Source organism: Ensifer sp. ENS09 (assembly GCF_014852425.1).
Classification (GTDB): domain Bacteria; phylum Pseudomonadota; class Alphaproteobacteria; order Rhizobiales; family Rhizobiaceae; genus Ensifer.
Map to the genome: position 1 here is coordinate 213,908 of NZ_JACVBP010000003.1, position 13,984 is coordinate 227,891.

Here is a 13,984-nt window from a genome sequence, read left to right on the forward strand (position 1 = left end):
TTTTTGACGACACATTCAAACAGTATGCCGATTTGCATGTAGCCCGCGAGTTGCGCGGAAACGGGAGCGAGTCGAACACCCAGCGCAAATTCGCGAAGCCGTTTGCGGATAGCGCTCGGGTTCGAATAAATGTTCGGTTTTGCCAACTTCCGGCCACGGGGGCCATTACTGGACTATGACAGCCAATCGACAGGTTGTGCCCCAGAAAAGGCTCGATGTCATTGCGTCCTCGTCTGCGTGGCTCAATCGTCAAAATATGTAAAAGGAAACCAAGAATGCAGTTTACGCGAAGCAAATTGGCCGTACTTACTTTTGTTTGCATGGCGTCGCCCGTGTTCGCGGCGACGACCGTTAAAGTCGTTCAGGGCGGAGAGGGCGGCGGTCCGATGACGCTCACGCTCGACCAGTCAACCGTAAAGGCCGGTGAAACAACGTTTCTGGTCCACAATGACGCCGCAACCGAAGAGCACGAGATGGTCCTGGTCAAGCTGAAATCTGCCGACCAGAAGATCGATGTCGTCACGAGCAAGCATCGGGTCGACGAAAAACAGTTGGAGAGCCTTGGCGAAGTGTCGGAATTGAAGCCGGGTGCCGATGGTCAATTGAAGGCTAAGCTCACGCCAGGGTCATATGTTCTGCTCTGCAACATTAAGGGGCACTTTGAAGCTGGCATGCATGCGAAGCTAACGGTGACGGAATAGCGCGTTCGCAAGCCGCCAACTTAAACCCTTTCCTTATCGGCGGGCGGGAATCCCTTGGGGCTAAGCGAGCCACGTGCTCTCCGCGCCCGTCAAGTGGCTCCCGTCCGACACGGTCCCACACGTATTGCTGCCCGGCATGCAGAACATAACCTCAGAGACAAGAAGGGCGGCATCAGGGGCGCACTCCAGCCGAGAGGGCAGTTGCTGCACCCGGTTACTGCCCAGCACCGCCTGAAAATTCGGTCTTGCCCTTATCGGGCGTAGCTATGGTCAACTGAAAGCCGCCCGTCGCGACAATCGCGACCCCTACTAGAGCCTCAGCGGCCGAACTCGATTGCTTACTAACTTGACGCCCGGCTTTCAATCGCGGCCGCATCTATAGCTCGTTTCGGTTGTTGCTGATTGACCCGATGCTTGAGCAGAGAGGCGCTGCCGGATTGGCGCTTGTAATTATTATGGTTTTGGCTCGCACCGATGCCCGTGTAATAGTCTCCGTCGCACTCCTGTGCAAAAGACGAATGGGGTGGAGCGGAAACTACAAAGACAACAAATGCCGCCAATAACACTCTATATCTTTGAACCATTTATACCTCCATCAATCCCACATAGATCTGTGAGTAAGCCCAGTTGACAAATCGCGGGGCACAGTACGCGAAGATGTTTGAAGGCTTTTTCTCCAAACAAGTTAATCACCCGCTCGGACTATGCGAATTTGTCAGCATAAATAGGCGAATTCGAGACCTCTCCTCTAAATGTTCCAACGTAATTAGCGCCAGTCACTGGCCGTAAGTGTGGGCATCACCCAAGCCCAAACAGCTTGCGGCGCCTGGCTGAGAATTATGACCAGTCCGATGCCGGCATTGAAACCCGTCAGAACCGGGCTTGAGATGAATTTGGCGATAGAAACGGAACCGAAAGCTTCGCTAGCGACAACAGCGCAGCCACGAGGGTTGCCAGGGTGGCAGTTGCTGTCAGCAGCCGCGTCGGGTTTCCATCGGTAACAACCCCGCTGTTTGCGGTGCCCGTCAGAATGTTTAGCGTCGCAGTGGAATTGGCGCCAACAACGCAGGACGAACCAAGCAGGCCGTAGACGGTCATGGGAACGAGGGCTGTTTGGAGCCCGACTCAACCAGAAGGTCAGCGTAAGGGCGGTCGTTACTGCGGGCTGCGCGAGGCTTGAGCCTGCTCGTAGATACCGCATCGAGAGGCCGTCACCCGGAGATGAATTGGCCCACGCCCCTGTAGATCATGTAGCCTGCGACTATGAGGATCAGTGAAGCGAACAATTTGTTGAGCACGCCTTTCCGCGCCGAAAGGTGGGCTGCGACGAATGCGCCAAGCGCACCGCCTGCGACGCCGCCGAGGACAAAGACCGCTGCCAGCGCCCAATCGACATAGCCGGAAAAAGCGTAGTTCAGGGCCGTCGTCAGCCCAAGTGCGGTGACGGCGACGAGGGAGGAGCCGATGGCATTGATGATCGGCATGCCTGTTGCGGCAATGAGCCCTGGGACGATGAGGAACCCGCCGCCAATTCCAAAGAAACCTGACAGAATGCCGGTCATCCCGCCAAAACCCAGGACTTTAGCGGCATTCTCGGGATTGCATTGGGCTTGGGGATTGCCTTCGGCATCCCCCCGCCTGAACATCAGGGCGCTGATCACCAGCATCACGAGGGCGAACAGGATCAGCAAGTGCTGGCCGTTGACCATCTTGCCGAGCGTTGAACCGAGGAACGCCCCTGCGACTCCGGCGGCACTGTAGACGACGGCACAGCGCCATTTGACATTGCCAAGGCGCGCGTGAGCGACAAGGTTCGCGAAGGCGTTGGCGGCAACCGCGAGCGCGCTGGTACCGATCGCCAGATGCGCGCTTGGCACGCCGACCAGATAGACCATCAGCGGGACGGCGAGTATCGAACCGCCGCCGCCAAACAGGCCGAGGGCGAAGCCAACCAAAACGCCGGATAGCCCGCCAAGAAAATATTGTAGAGGATCGAGATACATGGATGCTTCGTGCGCTAGGCTTTAGTGCTCGCTGGAGAGTTGGTTTTCAATGCGCCGCCGAGCGAAAAGCGATAGGCCGACATCCCGACCATCATGGCTGCAACGAACACTGCAGTCTCCCATCGGCCGGTCGACAATGCGGCGATCGCCGGACCGGGGCAGAGCCCCACCAACCCCCAGCCGAGCCCGAAAAGGGCCGCGCCAGTCACCAGCTTCCAGTCGATAGAGGCATTTTCTGGCACATGGAAGCGGCTGTCGAGCAGTGGCGCCGCGCAGCGAGCGCGGATGATGTAGGCGGCGCCGGAGGGGATGAGGGCGCCTCCCATGACAAACGCCAGCGACGGATCCCAGTTACCGGCGACATCGAGGAACGCCAGCACACGTGCGGGGTTGATCATGTCGGAGACCACCAACCCCGCCCCAAAGAGGAGGCCACAAAGAATGGATGCCAGGATCCGAGCGCTCATAATTGACCTCCTAGAAGATGGCGGGTCACGAAGACGGTAATGCCTGCAGCGGCCATGAAGATTGCTGTTGCAGCGAGCGAACGCCGCGAAAGACGCGCGATGCCGCAAACGCCGTGACCGCTCGTGCAGCCGGAACCGAGCCGTGTGCCATAACCGACGATCAGTCCTGCGGCGATCAACAACGCAGGCGAGGAGGTGATGGCGACGTGGGGTTCTCGAACAAGGAAGGACGTGAACCAGGCGCCGGCGATGATGCCTGCGAGAAAGCCCAGTCCCAACTTGTTGATCCCGCCACTTGTCAGGCCCGCTGCCGCGGCCGTAAGGCCGGAAACTCCGGCTATCCGGCCGTTTAGCAGGAGGTAAAGGCCCGCCGACAGGCCGATTAGAAGGCCACCGGTTAATGGCCAAAGATAGTTGAGCTCACTCATCGCTGTCACAACCTGTTGACGGGGATTTTAAGATAGTGCACGCCGTTGTCTTCTGTGGGGGGCAACCGGCCTGCGCGCATGTTGACCTGCACTGAAGGCAGGATCAGGTTGGGCATCGAAAGTGTCGCGTCTCGCGCAGTCCGCATTTTGACAAATGCGTCCTCATCAACGCCCTCGCGAACGTGAACATTACCGGTTCGTTCCGCGCCAACGGTGGTTTCCCAAGCAAATTGTTCGCGGCCCGGTGCCTTGTAGTCGTGACACAAGAGCATGCGAGCCTCGTCCGGGAGATGCATCAGTCTTTGGATCGATCGATAAAGCTGGCGCGCATCGCCGCCCGGGAAGTCACAGCGTGCCGTACCATAGTCGGGCATGAAAAGCGTATCGCCTGGGAACACGGCGTCGCCTATGACGTAGGCGAGACAGGCGGGAGTGTGTCCTGGAACATGCAAGACCGTTGCCGCGAGTCCGCCAATCTTGAACCGATCACCGTCCTGAAAGAGCCGGTCGAATTGGCTCCCGTCTCGTTGGAACTCCGAGCCGGCATTGAAGATCTTCCCGAAGGCCTCCTGCACCTGAGTGATTTCTCGGCCGATTGCGAGTGCGCCGCCCAGTTCGGTCTGCAGCAGCGGGGCTGCAGATAGGTGATCTGCATGGGCATGCGTCTCCAGAAGCCATTGCACTTCGAGACTTTCTGATTTTACGTAATTAATGAGCGCCCGTGCAGAGTCATTCATTGTTCGCCCGGAGGCGGGATCGTAATCCAGTACGCTGTCGATAATGGCACAGGCGCTCGATGCCGGATCGCGAACCACATGGCTGACGGTGAACGTTACGGGGTCGAAGAACGACTTTATCGCCGGCCTCTTCGTTGGTTCGCCTTGGGCGGCGAGGATAATTCCGCGTGCGTGGGAAAGCGCAACATCCGTCATGGGCTGATCTCCTAGTTACGTCAATAGATAAATATTTACAGTAAATATACAAGTATGTATAGATGGAATTGTTAGAGTTTATGGGCTATAGCCAGCCAAGCACACATCGTTCAGGATGTTCGAAATGATAGACAACGCTCTTCGACCCGAGGCACGCTCTTTAAGGATCAATGATGAAGCACCAGGCTTTTCGGCCCGGTCGACCGCAGGAGAGGTGTCGCTTGCCGACTATCGGGGACGTTGGGTCTTGTTCTTTTCCCATCCGGCCGATTTCACTCCGGTCTGCACGAGTGAAATCATCGCCTTTGCGCGTGCAAAAGAGCGTTTTGCTGCATTCGATTGCGATCTCCTGGGCGTCTCAGTGGATGGCCTTTACTCGCACCTTGCCTGGTTGCGCGATGTCGAGCGGACCTTTGGTATTCAAGTGGAGTTCCCGTTAATCGAAGATCCGTCGATGGCCATCGCGCAAGCCTACGGCATGCTCGATAGCGCTTCGCCAAGCAGTGCTACCGTGAGGGCCGCATATGTAATCGACCCCAAAGGCGTCATCCGCGCCATTGTCTGGTATCCGACCAATATTGGTCGGTCCGTAGACGAACTGCTGCGCCTTGTTGAAGCCTTGCAAGTCTCTCAGTCCGAAGGTGCTTCCACGCCTGAAGGTTGGCGATCCGGAGGCGTGCTCTTGGAACAGCCGGCAACGACCATGAAGGAAGCGGCAACAACTGGTGAGGTAACGGGGGCCTGGTACTATAGGGAGCGGATCACGTGAGCAGGAAGAACATTCCCATTGAAACGCTTCAGAGCAAGGCCGCCGAGGCAGCTGAATTTATGCGCGCGTTCAGCACGCCAAGCCGGCTGATGCTGCTTTGCCACATTGCCCAACAGGAACGTTCGGTTGGTGAAATCCAGAATGAACTCGGACTTAAACAGCCAGCACTTTCGCAACAGCTTGCGGAACTACGCCAGGCAGGACTGGTTAAGACGCGCCGAGAATCGAGGGCAATCTACTATTCCATCGCCGATGGACGAATTGAAGCGGTTATGGACCTGCTCCTGACGCTCTTTTGCGCGGACGACGATATGCAAGATCATCGCCGCGGACAATTCCCTGCCGATGCAACGCCCGCCTCTCACGAGATGGAGTTCGGCGAGGCTGCACAATTCGCACGGCTGGATCCGATCCGGTAGAAGCTGATGATGTGACCGGCATTCAAATTGCTCACAAACGCCTAAGCTGCCGTCAGTTAGGGAAGCTCGCCAAGCCTCCAGATAAAATTGCTCGTTGTACCGTCCGCGACAACTCGACCAGATCCGTGAGGAGCTGGTCGCGCCCTTGATCATCCGACCGTGACCTGTTTTTGTTACCTCCCGGCGATAGCAATGGTCGAAGGTTTTGGGAAACGCCTGTCGACGACTGAGAGAGTTAAAGTGAGGCGTTGAATGTGGTTCGCTGAAAAGTGGACGTCACGGACAGGTGGTGCATTTAAGTTGCTCTCGACCGGTCGAATACGGGCGTTCGTGCGACAATCCGAGCTTGGCCTTCTCTTACTTGGGGTCGCCAGCGGTATCTGCGCCGGTTTGGGCGTGGTCGTCGTCAGCCTCACGGCGCAGACAATGCACGCGCTCATTTTCGAAGTTCCACTCGGCGAGCGTCTAAGCGGCTGGACGGATCTTGATCCCCGTATTGCTGTCTCGGCGCCCTTGGCAGGCGGAGTAATCCTAGGGATTGTCATGCTCGTCGTGGCACGGTGGCGTAAGCGCCCGATCGTCGATCCTATCGAAGCGAACGCGCTTCATGGTGGGCGAATGTCCGTTACTGACAGCGTCATCGTCGTCGTTCAGAACCTGATTTCTAACGGTTTCGGGGCTTCGGTTGGACTTGAGGCTGGTTATACACAGCTCTCGTCCGCCTTCTCATCGAAGGTCGGCATCGTCATGAAATTGCGTAGGGGGGATCTCCGGTTGCTCGTCGGGTGCGGATCCGCAGGGGCGATCGCGGCTGCGTTCAACGCACCCCTGACAGGGGCCTTCTACGCTTTCGAGTTGATCACAGGTTCCTACAATATTGCGAGCCTCGCACCTGTCGTTGTCTCCGCACTTGTTGCGACAATGGTTGCTCGCGTCTTCATTCCGAGTGGCTTCATCATCGATGCCGAAGCGTTCCACTCTGTCGCCACCACGGATTACCTACCAGCCCTGCTTCTGGGCTTCTTCTGTGCGGCGAGTGGCATCCTGCTGATGAGAGGAGTTTCACTTGTGGAAGAAACCGCCCGCAAAAGCGCTGTTCCTCCCGTTGTCCGCCCTGCGCTGGGTGGCATTGTCGTCGGTATTTTAGCGTTGGTTTCTCCGCAGATCTTGTCGGGTGGGCATGGGGCACTTCATCTGACCCTTGATCAAAAGGTCGGAGTCTCGGCACTTGTCTCATTGTTCTTGTTAAAGGCCGTCGCCTCTGCCGTTTCCATTGGTGCAGGCTTCCGCGGCGGCCTCTTCTTCGCGTCACTGTTTCTGGGTGCTCTCCTTGGGAAAATCTATGCTATCGGCGCCAATCTGTTGTTAGCAAGCAGCGCGCTTTCCGAAACCACCTATGCCGTCATGGGAATGAGCTGCCTTGCGGCGGCAGTCATCGGTGGGCCGTTGACTATGACGTTTCTCGCGCTCGAGGTTACCGGAGACTTCCCGATCACGGCCTTGACCCTTGCTGCCGTGATCACCGCGTCAGTAACGGTGAGGTCCACCTTCGGGTATTCGTTTGCCACATGGCGCTTCCATCTGCGTGGGGAAAGTATCCGCAGTGCCCATGATGTGGGCTGGATCCGAAACCTGACCGTCGACAAAATGATGCGTTTGGACATGAGGACGGCAAACGCTGGAATGACAGCGGGTGCGTTCAAGTTGGCGTTTCCGCTTGGATCAACACAGCGGGTCATCATCCTCGACGATCAGGGCAAATACGCTGGTCTCATCATTGTGCCCGATCTATTCTCCGATCCGGAAATTGAGCCGGAGCAGCATATCGCCGACTTCATCCGGCACAAGAATGCGTTCCTGTCACCTAACATGAACGCCAAGCAGGCCGCAGCGATTTTCGACGACGCCGAGAGTGAAGAGCTTGCGGTGCTCAACAACAACATCGAGCGAAGGGTGGTCGGTCTTTTGACCGAAAGCCACACGCTTCGCCGATACAGCGAAGAGCTCGAGAAGCGACGGCGCGAGGTCTCTGGAGAAGTCTGAACCTTGGCTTTGAAATTCGTCTCTTAACTTCTGACCTTTTCCCCAGAATAGCAGGGAGCCGCTCAGCCAATCATTGAGGCATCTTGGCTGGGCAGAAAGCCGAAAAGGCATCGAATTCAGTGCTTGGTCGGTTATGTGTATTGTGGTGCCCGTCAACTGGATTGCATCAAAGCAGACGGTCCGGCGCTGCTTTTCGTTGCGTACGAAGCCGTATCCGCCAAAAGCACGCGTACGGAACTGCCCGGGGTTGACACTTATCTCAGCGGGGCATGCCGCGTGCAACGGCTGGAGCAGGGCAGGGAGGCGTCGGATCTTCGTCTTTGGCGGCAGTCGTTTTAACGCCAAACGAACTCACGCCGAACTCCCCTTTCGGACGAGGAGCTTCCCGGCGGTACAGTGATCGTATTTTGATATAGACGGATACCCACTTTAAATTGGCCGTCGATTGATTTAAATTTAGACGCATGACCAATTTAAATCGCACGCAGACATTCATCAAACGCAAGGCCGTCTCGATGGTGGAGACGGCGCTGTCGGATGCGCGCGTCGTTCTGGTTGCAGGACCAAGGCAAGCAGGCAAGACGACGCTTGCGCGACAGTTCTCAGGACCGGAGCGGCCGTACTACACGCTCGATGACGCCGGGACGCTTAGCGCCGCCAAGTCCGACCCGATAGGCTTTGTCCGCGGCCTCGACCGCGCGGTTATCGATGAAGTTCAACGCGCGCCCGAATTGATGTTGGCGATAAAGGAAAGCGTCGATCGCAACGGTGAACCCGGCCGCTTCCTGCTCACGGGCTCAGCGAACCTCGCCACCGTGCCCGCGGTTGCAGATTCTCTTGCTGGGCGCATGGCCCTGGTCTCATTGCTCCCGTTTGCGCAGGCAGAAATCCGATCTACACCGGGCCACTTTCTCGATCGCATCTTTGCGGGAGAGGTCCCGGCGATAGCGGACGAACTTGCTCTGGGCGACGACCTTCTTGAGGTCGTTGTACGTGGGGGGTATCCCGAGGTCGTACGAAGGACACAGCCCGCCCGACGCACCGCATGGCTTGAAGACTATGTGACACTTATCCTTGACAGAGACGTGCGCGACATTGCCAACATCGATCAGTTGGGTAGGTTGCCGCGCCTACTTGATGTCTTGGCAGAGCATGCGGGGCAATTGGTCAATCACAGTGGATTCGGCTCGGCTCTCGGACTATCGAGTGTCACCGCTCAAAAGTATGTCGCGATCCTCGAACGGCTCTTTCTTGTCCGAACGCTCGCGCCATGGTCCAACAATCGGCTTAGCCGCCTGGTGAAAACACCGAAGTTGCATTTTCTTGACACAGGCTTGCTCGCAGCCCTGCGCGAAGACGATGTAAACCGCATCCGCGAAGACAGGACGCGTTTCGGTCCATTGCTCGAGAGCTTCGTGGTATCCGAGCTCATGAAGCTTGCATCTTGGTCCGACCGTCGACTTTCGTTCTCTCACTATCGAACGAAGGATCAGACCGAGGTCGATGTTATTCTCGAGGACCGGCGCGGTCGGGTCGTGGGCATCGAAGTCAAGGCATCGTCGACGGTCAGGGCTGAGGACTTCAAAGGACTGCGGCAGTTGCAGGAGGCGGTGGGCGACCGCTTCCTACACGGCATCATTTTGCACGATCACGACCGCGTGACGCCATTTGGTGAAAAATTGCATGCTGCCCCGCTTTCGGTCCTGTGGACGATGTAAAATCGCGTAACAAGTATTATGGAACTTCGGCATATCGGCGGAGCGAGACTTGAATCGCCCTTGCTTAAGCCACGATGAGGTTAGCTGTGGGAACCCGAGGCGATGGCTGATCATCGGGCGAATTTGCAGGGATGTGCGCTCAGAAATTCTGCCAGCCATCCGCGGCCGGTGCCGCAGCGAGGCTCGTTCGTTGGCCGCCGCGTAAGGCGCGGGCGATGGCGTGCAGGCGTGACGGCTGCGCGCGATCTTCGATGTGGCGGTTTGCGTCGACGACCTGGGCCTGCTCGCCGTAGCGGAACTGGCGGAGCAGTTCGTGCAGCGCTTCCGCCTCGCGGGCCATGGCGTGGCTGGCCGCCGTGCTTTCCTCGACCATGGCGGCGTTCTGTTGGGTCGCCTGGTCCATTGAGTTGACCGCCTGGTTGATCTCCTTGAGACCGGTCGATTGTTCGCGGGCGGCTTCGACGATCGCCGAGACGTTGGCGTTGATCTCCTGAACCTGGACGAGGATTTCCTCGCGAACTGCCCTAACTTAGCGGCTCTCCGCCCACCGAGGAGCGTTGAGGGTGCCTGCGCAGGCTCATGCAGTTAAGCGAATTGGAGGCGCTGTAACTGAAGAATGCGCGTTTGCTCGCTGCGGCGGCAACGGCCCGTAAGTCACGACAGCTTCCCTCGCCCGTTCCCGAATGGTTGTCTAAGTCTCAAGACAAACTTCTTTGCAGATCGAGGAGCATCGCCAGTTGCCCGTTCAGTATTTTCGCCTTGGCAACGTCGATCCCAAACCATTCAGCTTTGTCCACCTCTGGAAATGAGGCGATACGGCCAGATTTCGGCGGCCACTCCATCTCAAATTTCCCGCCCGTAATCGCCGTCGTGTCTATCTTCTCCGCCATGCTGACCGACCAGGCGAACACGACCTTGCCGCTTGGCTGCCGATACTCTCCGAGCCATACGAAGTCGCCTTCTATTCGTACGCCGAGTTCTTCCTCAGTTTCGCGGATCGCCGCCGCCAAAGGCTCCTCGTTCTGCTCGATCAGTCCTTTGGGTATGGACCATGTGCCGCCGTCTCTTTTTACCCAAAATGGCCCTCCGGGGTGGGCCAATAGAACTTCCAGATCTTTCCCTTTTCCATGATGTAACAACAGACCGGCGCTCCTTGGTGGCAATACTTTTCTCCCTTGGCTCACGGGTTCTGCTGCCGGCTTGCTGGGCTTGCCATGGTTCACCTGTGTAAATCCTCCTGACACGCCAACCGGCTGAGTGGAATTGAACCATGGCCAGTTCTCTCTCCCGATGAACAATCGTCTTGACGACCACTCTTAGCGTATCGCGCGCTGAGCGAAGCCTGCGTACTTGTACCCGGGCACTCTTCTCGTGGTCCAATAATGCCATGATCGCTCGGACATGTCCGCATCGGCACGGCTAGGGCGGCGATCACCGACCTGCCTGGTCACTCGCCCTGCCGGGCGTAGCGCTGAATACGGCGCTCAACGGTCGCGGCATTGTTCTTTCGGAAATGGATCAGCCGAGACTCAGTCAAAACCAGCCAGCCTGGATACCTCTTTCGACAACGTCGCTCAGCAACAACCTCAGGGTTGTCTTAACGCATTTGCGGCACCGACGGCAATCGTTGGTCCTGTAACCTCGATCTTGTTTGTCACTCCACCGACGCCAGCAAGCGCGTGCGCGACATTCTCCGCAGCGACGCTCTGATCGAGGTTGTCGACCGTGCCCACAAGCGTCACCCAGCCCCCCTCCACCTTTATCTGCACAGTGTCGCTTGGGACAATTGCGTTGCATGCCAGTGCATTGACCATCCGTCTGGCAATCTCCTCGTCTGTGGTGCGAGTAACGCCTAAGGGGCGGACTTCAACTTCCTCTGCAATCCCCCTAACGCCCCTGACCTTGCAAACGAGACTTTCCAGCAGTGCCTTCTGCTCGGATGAGAAAACGCATCCGGTCAATGTCACAATCCCGTCCTCCACGGCAACACCGATATGCGAGCCGTCGATGGCGGATTCAAAGTCAAGCTCGTCAATGATTTCCTGCCGCAACACTGTGTCGCTAATCATGGCGCAAACCTTTCGATTCCATCGGGACCATCGCCCTATCTTGCGCAGTCTTGTCTCGCCCGCATTGACGGCCATCAATCTTGCGTGCGAGCGTCTCGTTCAATTCGACGGAAGATGCTCGACTACGTCGAGCAATGAGCCACGTCATAATCTATCGCTACTCGTAGCTTTCGGGTGCCACTTTCCGCCCGCCAGCGCGGAGCAAATTCGGCGGCAGGAATGGTGTTATCCTTGATACCCGTCAATGCAGAAATTGCCCACCGTGGCAGACTGAAAGCAGACGGGAGGATTCGATGGCACACCTCAAAAGCAGCCACGTTGAATATCGAGGCTACAGCTTCGAACTGGTTCACTACGGCGCGGGTTGGCGCGTGCATATTATGCCAGGCCCGCGCCTTCTTTCAACGAGCCCTGACCATGTCCTGGCCGACACTGTGGAGGATGCATTGACCAAAGCAAGAGCGATCGTCGATCATCACTTCCAAGGCAGAGGTTGAAGGCATCTGCCCCATTTCAAGGCGTCGTTGCATAGATCGGCATGGGGCTGGCCGGTTGGGAGAATATGCTGTTGGCTGCTGGGCTCTATTTGCTGCCGCCAGGCGAACAAAAGGCGGCGCTTTCGACGATGGAACCAGTAGGTTCGACCGACCAATTCGTCGAACCTCACTCCGGTAGAATGGTTCGTCGTCTCCCAAACCGTCCGGGCATGATGCACCGTTCGTTCGTGCCGTTCATGGACCGACCCACGGTGGATCTCGATCCCCAGGCGCCGAAAACCTTATGGGATCACATGCCTGCAACGCCGCCCATGTTGTCCTGCCGCTTCATCGATGAAATTGAGGAGCTTTTGCGACCGCGAGACCTTCATGACCCGGGACACGATTTTGGCGCCAGCTACACCTTGACCCAGAGGCCTGGCTCGCTTGGCCTCGTCATCGATATTGTTGTTCTCGCGACGCTCTTGCGATGTCGATAGCGATTGTCGCGCGTCTGTGGCTACGACCATTAATATAGGGCCGTCAATCGGTGAAACACTGCTTGGAGGAGAATAATGGGTAGCATGCCGGCGAAACGACCGAATACAGCGCGGCAAGTCTCCGGCAGCGTGTTCGGTATATCCTGCTGTTGAGGCGCTGCCTTGAGCAACGGGGGTGATCGAAACGGCCAGGAGGCAAACGGACGGCAGGAAATGCCGCTTCCGGAAGCGGCATTTCGTTTCGTAGAAGATGGGCAGAGTGGCCTTACCATAGCAGTTGGCTGGCTTTCCGGGGTACTTGTTCTTGGCGTATTCATCACATTCGCCCTTCATTTCGCCGACGTGGCCATCTTCCTTTCAATCGTTAAAGGCGCCGCCCCGATCTGGCTGGGAGCAGCAGCTGTCTGTCAGTGCGGCACGTATGCTTTTGCCGCAGCGGTTTGGTTCAGAGTGCTATGCCGGGCAGACGTAAAGCAGCCCTTCTTAGGTCTCTTCAGACTTGCAGTCGTTCAACTCTTCGCCAATCAGGCCCTTCCTTCTGGCGGGCTAAGTGGCGCAGCGATCGTGGCGCGTGGTCTGCTCCGTCGGCGTGTTTCCCCATCCCTTGTCACGACAGCTATCCTTGTCGATAGCTTTACCTACTACTCCAGCTACTTGCTCGTCGCCCTAGTCGCCTTTGCAATCGTGTCGAGCAGCGGGGAGCTTGCTGCAGCCTGGCTACGTCTCACAGCAGCGTTCATAGCTGCTCTTTTGATATTCTTAGGCGCTGCCTTTCTATTGATCAGGCGGCAAAGCCGCATCATCCCAAACGCCGCCCTCAGTTGGGCTCCTGCCGCAAAGCTGTCGGCAATCCTTCGAAGTGCCCGCACGGATCTGCTTCGAGACGTGGAGCTTGTAAGTGAAGGCATTTGCTTGCAGACCGGAATTTTCCTGCTCGATGCGGCCTCTCTTTGGATCGCGGCCCGTTCGGTCGGGATAGACGTCGATTTCGTTGCAGCATTCTCAGCCTTCGTACTGGCCTCAGTCGTGGCGACTCTTTCGCCAGTCCCGCTTGGACTTGGCACCTTCGAAGGAACATGCACGGCATTGCTCCATATCATGGGCAGCAGTATCGAAGGCAGTCTTGCCGCGACGCTTATTTTTCGTGGCTTTACGCTTTGGTTGCCGATGTTGCCCGGGATTTTGTTAATCCGTAAGGAAACAAATACCCCGATCGATAGTGTTGCGGAAAGCAATGATCGCGGTCCATCGCCCTGATCCGCCGTCACGCCGAATGCTCGGATCATGGCAATTTTTGCTCCGGCCTGCGTTAATAGCTGCCGTTAAGACACTACGGTTCGCAATCGTTTTGCCACAGACGGGCGTAAACGCCGCCAGCGTCGAGCAATTCACCACGCGTCCCGCCTTCAACTGTCCGTCAATCGGCAAGAACTACCAGGCGATCGAGATCGCGCAACCT

Annotated in this window: 14 protein-coding genes and 1 pseudogene; 8 read left to right on the plus strand and 7 right to left on the minus strand. The window is 57.3% G+C overall.

The window, feature by feature from the left end; all coding sequences use genetic code 11:
* Window positions 1-275: 275 nt before the first annotated feature.
* The gene (locus IB267_RS16010) at window positions 276-701 is read left to right on the plus strand and encodes a plastocyanin/azurin family copper-binding protein (protein ID WP_192448495.1); all 426 of its coding nucleotides are present in this window, start codon (window positions 276-278) and stop codon (window positions 699-701) included.
* A 1,211-nt stretch (window positions 702-1,912) separates the two neighbouring features.
* Here the strand turns inward: IB267_RS16010 and IB267_RS16015 are convergent.
* From IB267_RS16015 to IB267_RS16030, 4 genes are read right to left on the minus strand one after another with little or no spacing between them, the layout of a single operon-like run.
* On the minus strand, window positions 1,913-2,704 hold the full coding sequence (locus tag IB267_RS16015) for a sulfite exporter TauE/SafE family protein (protein WP_192448496.1): 792 nt from the start codon (window positions 2,702-2,704) through the stop codon (window positions 1,913-1,915).
* A gap of 14 nt (window positions 2,705-2,718) precedes the next feature.
* Complete coding sequence (locus tag IB267_RS16020) at window positions 2,719-3,171, minus strand: YeeE/YedE family protein (protein ID WP_192448497.1); 453 nt, start codon at window positions 3,169-3,171, stop codon at window positions 2,719-2,721.
* A complete protein-coding gene (locus tag IB267_RS16025; RefSeq protein ID WP_192448498.1) occupies window positions 3,168-3,599 on the minus strand; it encodes a YeeE/YedE family protein in 432 nt (143 codons plus the stop codon). Before IB267_RS16025 ends, IB267_RS16020 begins: the two co-directional genes overlap by 4 nt.
* A 5-nt stretch (window positions 3,600-3,604) precedes the next feature.
* Window positions 3,605-4,531, minus strand: coding sequence for an MBL fold metallo-hydrolase (locus IB267_RS16030; RefSeq protein WP_192448499.1), 927 nt, complete (start codon window positions 4,529-4,531; stop codon window positions 3,605-3,607).
* A 124-nt stretch (window positions 4,532-4,655) separates the two neighbouring features.
* On the opposite strand from IB267_RS16030, the gene IB267_RS16035 reads away from it, so the two are divergent.
* The 4 genes from IB267_RS16035 (at window position 4,656) to IB267_RS16050 (ending at window position 9,480) form a co-directional block, all read left to right on the plus strand.
* A complete protein-coding gene (locus IB267_RS16035) occupies window positions 4,656-5,300 on the plus strand; it encodes a peroxiredoxin (protein WP_192448500.1) in 645 nt (214 codons plus the stop codon).
* Complete coding sequence (locus tag IB267_RS16040; protein ID WP_246765083.1) at window positions 5,297-5,719, plus strand: helix-turn-helix transcriptional regulator; 423 nt, start codon at window positions 5,297-5,299, stop codon at window positions 5,717-5,719. The genes IB267_RS16035 and IB267_RS16040 overlap by 4 nt, the downstream gene beginning before the upstream one ends.
* Before the next feature lie 252 nt (window positions 5,720-5,971).
* Complete coding sequence (locus IB267_RS16045; RefSeq protein WP_192448501.1) at window positions 5,972-7,762, plus strand: chloride channel protein; 1,791 nt, start codon at window positions 5,972-5,974, stop codon at window positions 7,760-7,762.
* A 464-nt stretch (window positions 7,763-8,226) separates the two neighbouring features.
* The gene (locus tag IB267_RS16050) at window positions 8,227-9,480 is read left to right on the plus strand and encodes an ATP-binding protein (RefSeq protein ID WP_192448502.1); all 1,254 of its coding nucleotides are present in this window, start codon (window positions 8,227-8,229) and stop codon (window positions 9,478-9,480) included.
* 139 nt (window positions 9,481-9,619) lie between these two features.
* Here IB267_RS16050 and IB267_RS16055 read toward each other — a convergent pair.
* From IB267_RS16055 to IB267_RS16065, 3 genes and pseudogenes are all read right to left on the minus strand, one after another.
* A pseudogene (locus IB267_RS16055) lies at window positions 9,620-9,994 on the minus strand (chemotaxis protein); the annotation flags it as partial.
* Window positions 9,995-10,178: 184 nt separating this feature from the next.
* Complete coding sequence (locus tag IB267_RS16060) at window positions 10,179-10,643, minus strand: NUDIX domain-containing protein (protein WP_192449235.1); 465 nt, start codon at window positions 10,641-10,643, stop codon at window positions 10,179-10,181.
* A gap of 423 nt (window positions 10,644-11,066) precedes the next feature.
* Window positions 11,067-11,549 carry a BON domain-containing protein gene (locus IB267_RS16065; protein ID WP_192448503.1) on the minus strand — a complete coding sequence of 161 codons (483 nt, stop codon included), beginning with the start codon at window positions 11,547-11,549 and terminating at the stop codon, window positions 11,067-11,069.
* A gap of 293 nt (window positions 11,550-11,842) precedes the next feature.
* Between IB267_RS16065 and IB267_RS16070 the strand changes: the two genes are divergently transcribed.
* The 3 genes from IB267_RS16070 (at window position 11,843) to IB267_RS16080 (ending at window position 13,782) form a co-directional block, all read left to right on the plus strand.
* The gene (locus IB267_RS16070) at window positions 11,843-12,046 is read left to right on the plus strand and encodes a hypothetical protein (RefSeq protein WP_192448504.1); all 204 of its coding nucleotides are present in this window, start codon (window positions 11,843-11,845) and stop codon (window positions 12,044-12,046) included.
* A gap of 71 nt (window positions 12,047-12,117) precedes the next feature.
* Window positions 12,118-12,525 (plus strand): hypothetical protein, encoded by a 408-nt coding sequence (locus tag IB267_RS16075; protein WP_205239661.1) that lies wholly within the window; start codon window positions 12,118-12,120, stop codon window positions 12,523-12,525.
* Between the two features lie 213 nt (window positions 12,526-12,738).
* Entirely contained in the window at window positions 12,739-13,782 is a 1,044-nt protein-coding gene (locus tag IB267_RS16080; protein WP_192448506.1) for a lysylphosphatidylglycerol synthase transmembrane domain-containing protein, read from the plus strand.
* The last annotated feature ends 202 nt before the right edge of the window (window positions 13,783-13,984 follow it).

Bases quoted from the DNA above. Each gene is read 5' to 3' on its own strand.
- IB267_RS16010 (WP_192448495.1), top strand. From the start codon at position 276: ATGCAGTTTACGCGAAGCAAATTGGCCGTACTTACTTTTGTTTGCATG.
- IB267_RS16015 (WP_192448496.1), bottom strand. From the start codon at position 2,704: ATGTATCTCGATCCTCTACAATATTTTCTTGGCGGGCTATCCGGCGTT.
- IB267_RS16020 (WP_192448497.1), bottom strand. From the start codon at position 3,171: ATGAGCGCTCGGATCCTGGCATCCATTCTTTGTGGCCTCCTCTTTGGG.
- IB267_RS16025 (WP_192448498.1), bottom strand. From the start codon at position 3,599: ATGAGTGAGCTCAACTATCTTTGGCCATTAACCGGTGGCCTTCTAATC.
- IB267_RS16030 (WP_192448499.1), bottom strand. From the start codon at position 4,531: ATGACGGATGTTGCGCTTTCCCACGCACGCGGAATTATCCTCGCCGCC.
- IB267_RS16035 (WP_192448500.1), top strand. From the start codon at position 4,656: ATGATAGACAACGCTCTTCGACCCGAGGCACGCTCTTTAAGGATCAAT.
- IB267_RS16045 (WP_192448501.1), top strand. From the start codon at position 5,972: ATGTGGTTCGCTGAAAAGTGGACGTCACGGACAGGTGGTGCATTTAAG.
- IB267_RS16050 (WP_192448502.1), top strand. From the start codon at position 8,227: ATGACCAATTTAAATCGCACGCAGACATTCATCAAACGCAAGGCCGTC.
- IB267_RS16065 (WP_192448503.1), bottom strand. From the start codon at position 11,549: ATGATTAGCGACACAGTGTTGCGGCAGGAAATCATTGACGAGCTTGAC.
- IB267_RS16070 (WP_192448504.1), top strand. From the start codon at position 11,843: ATGGCACACCTCAAAAGCAGCCACGTTGAATATCGAGGCTACAGCTTC.
- IB267_RS16080 (WP_192448506.1), top strand. From the start codon at position 12,739: ATGCCGCTTCCGGAAGCGGCATTTCGTTTCGTAGAAGATGGGCAGAGT.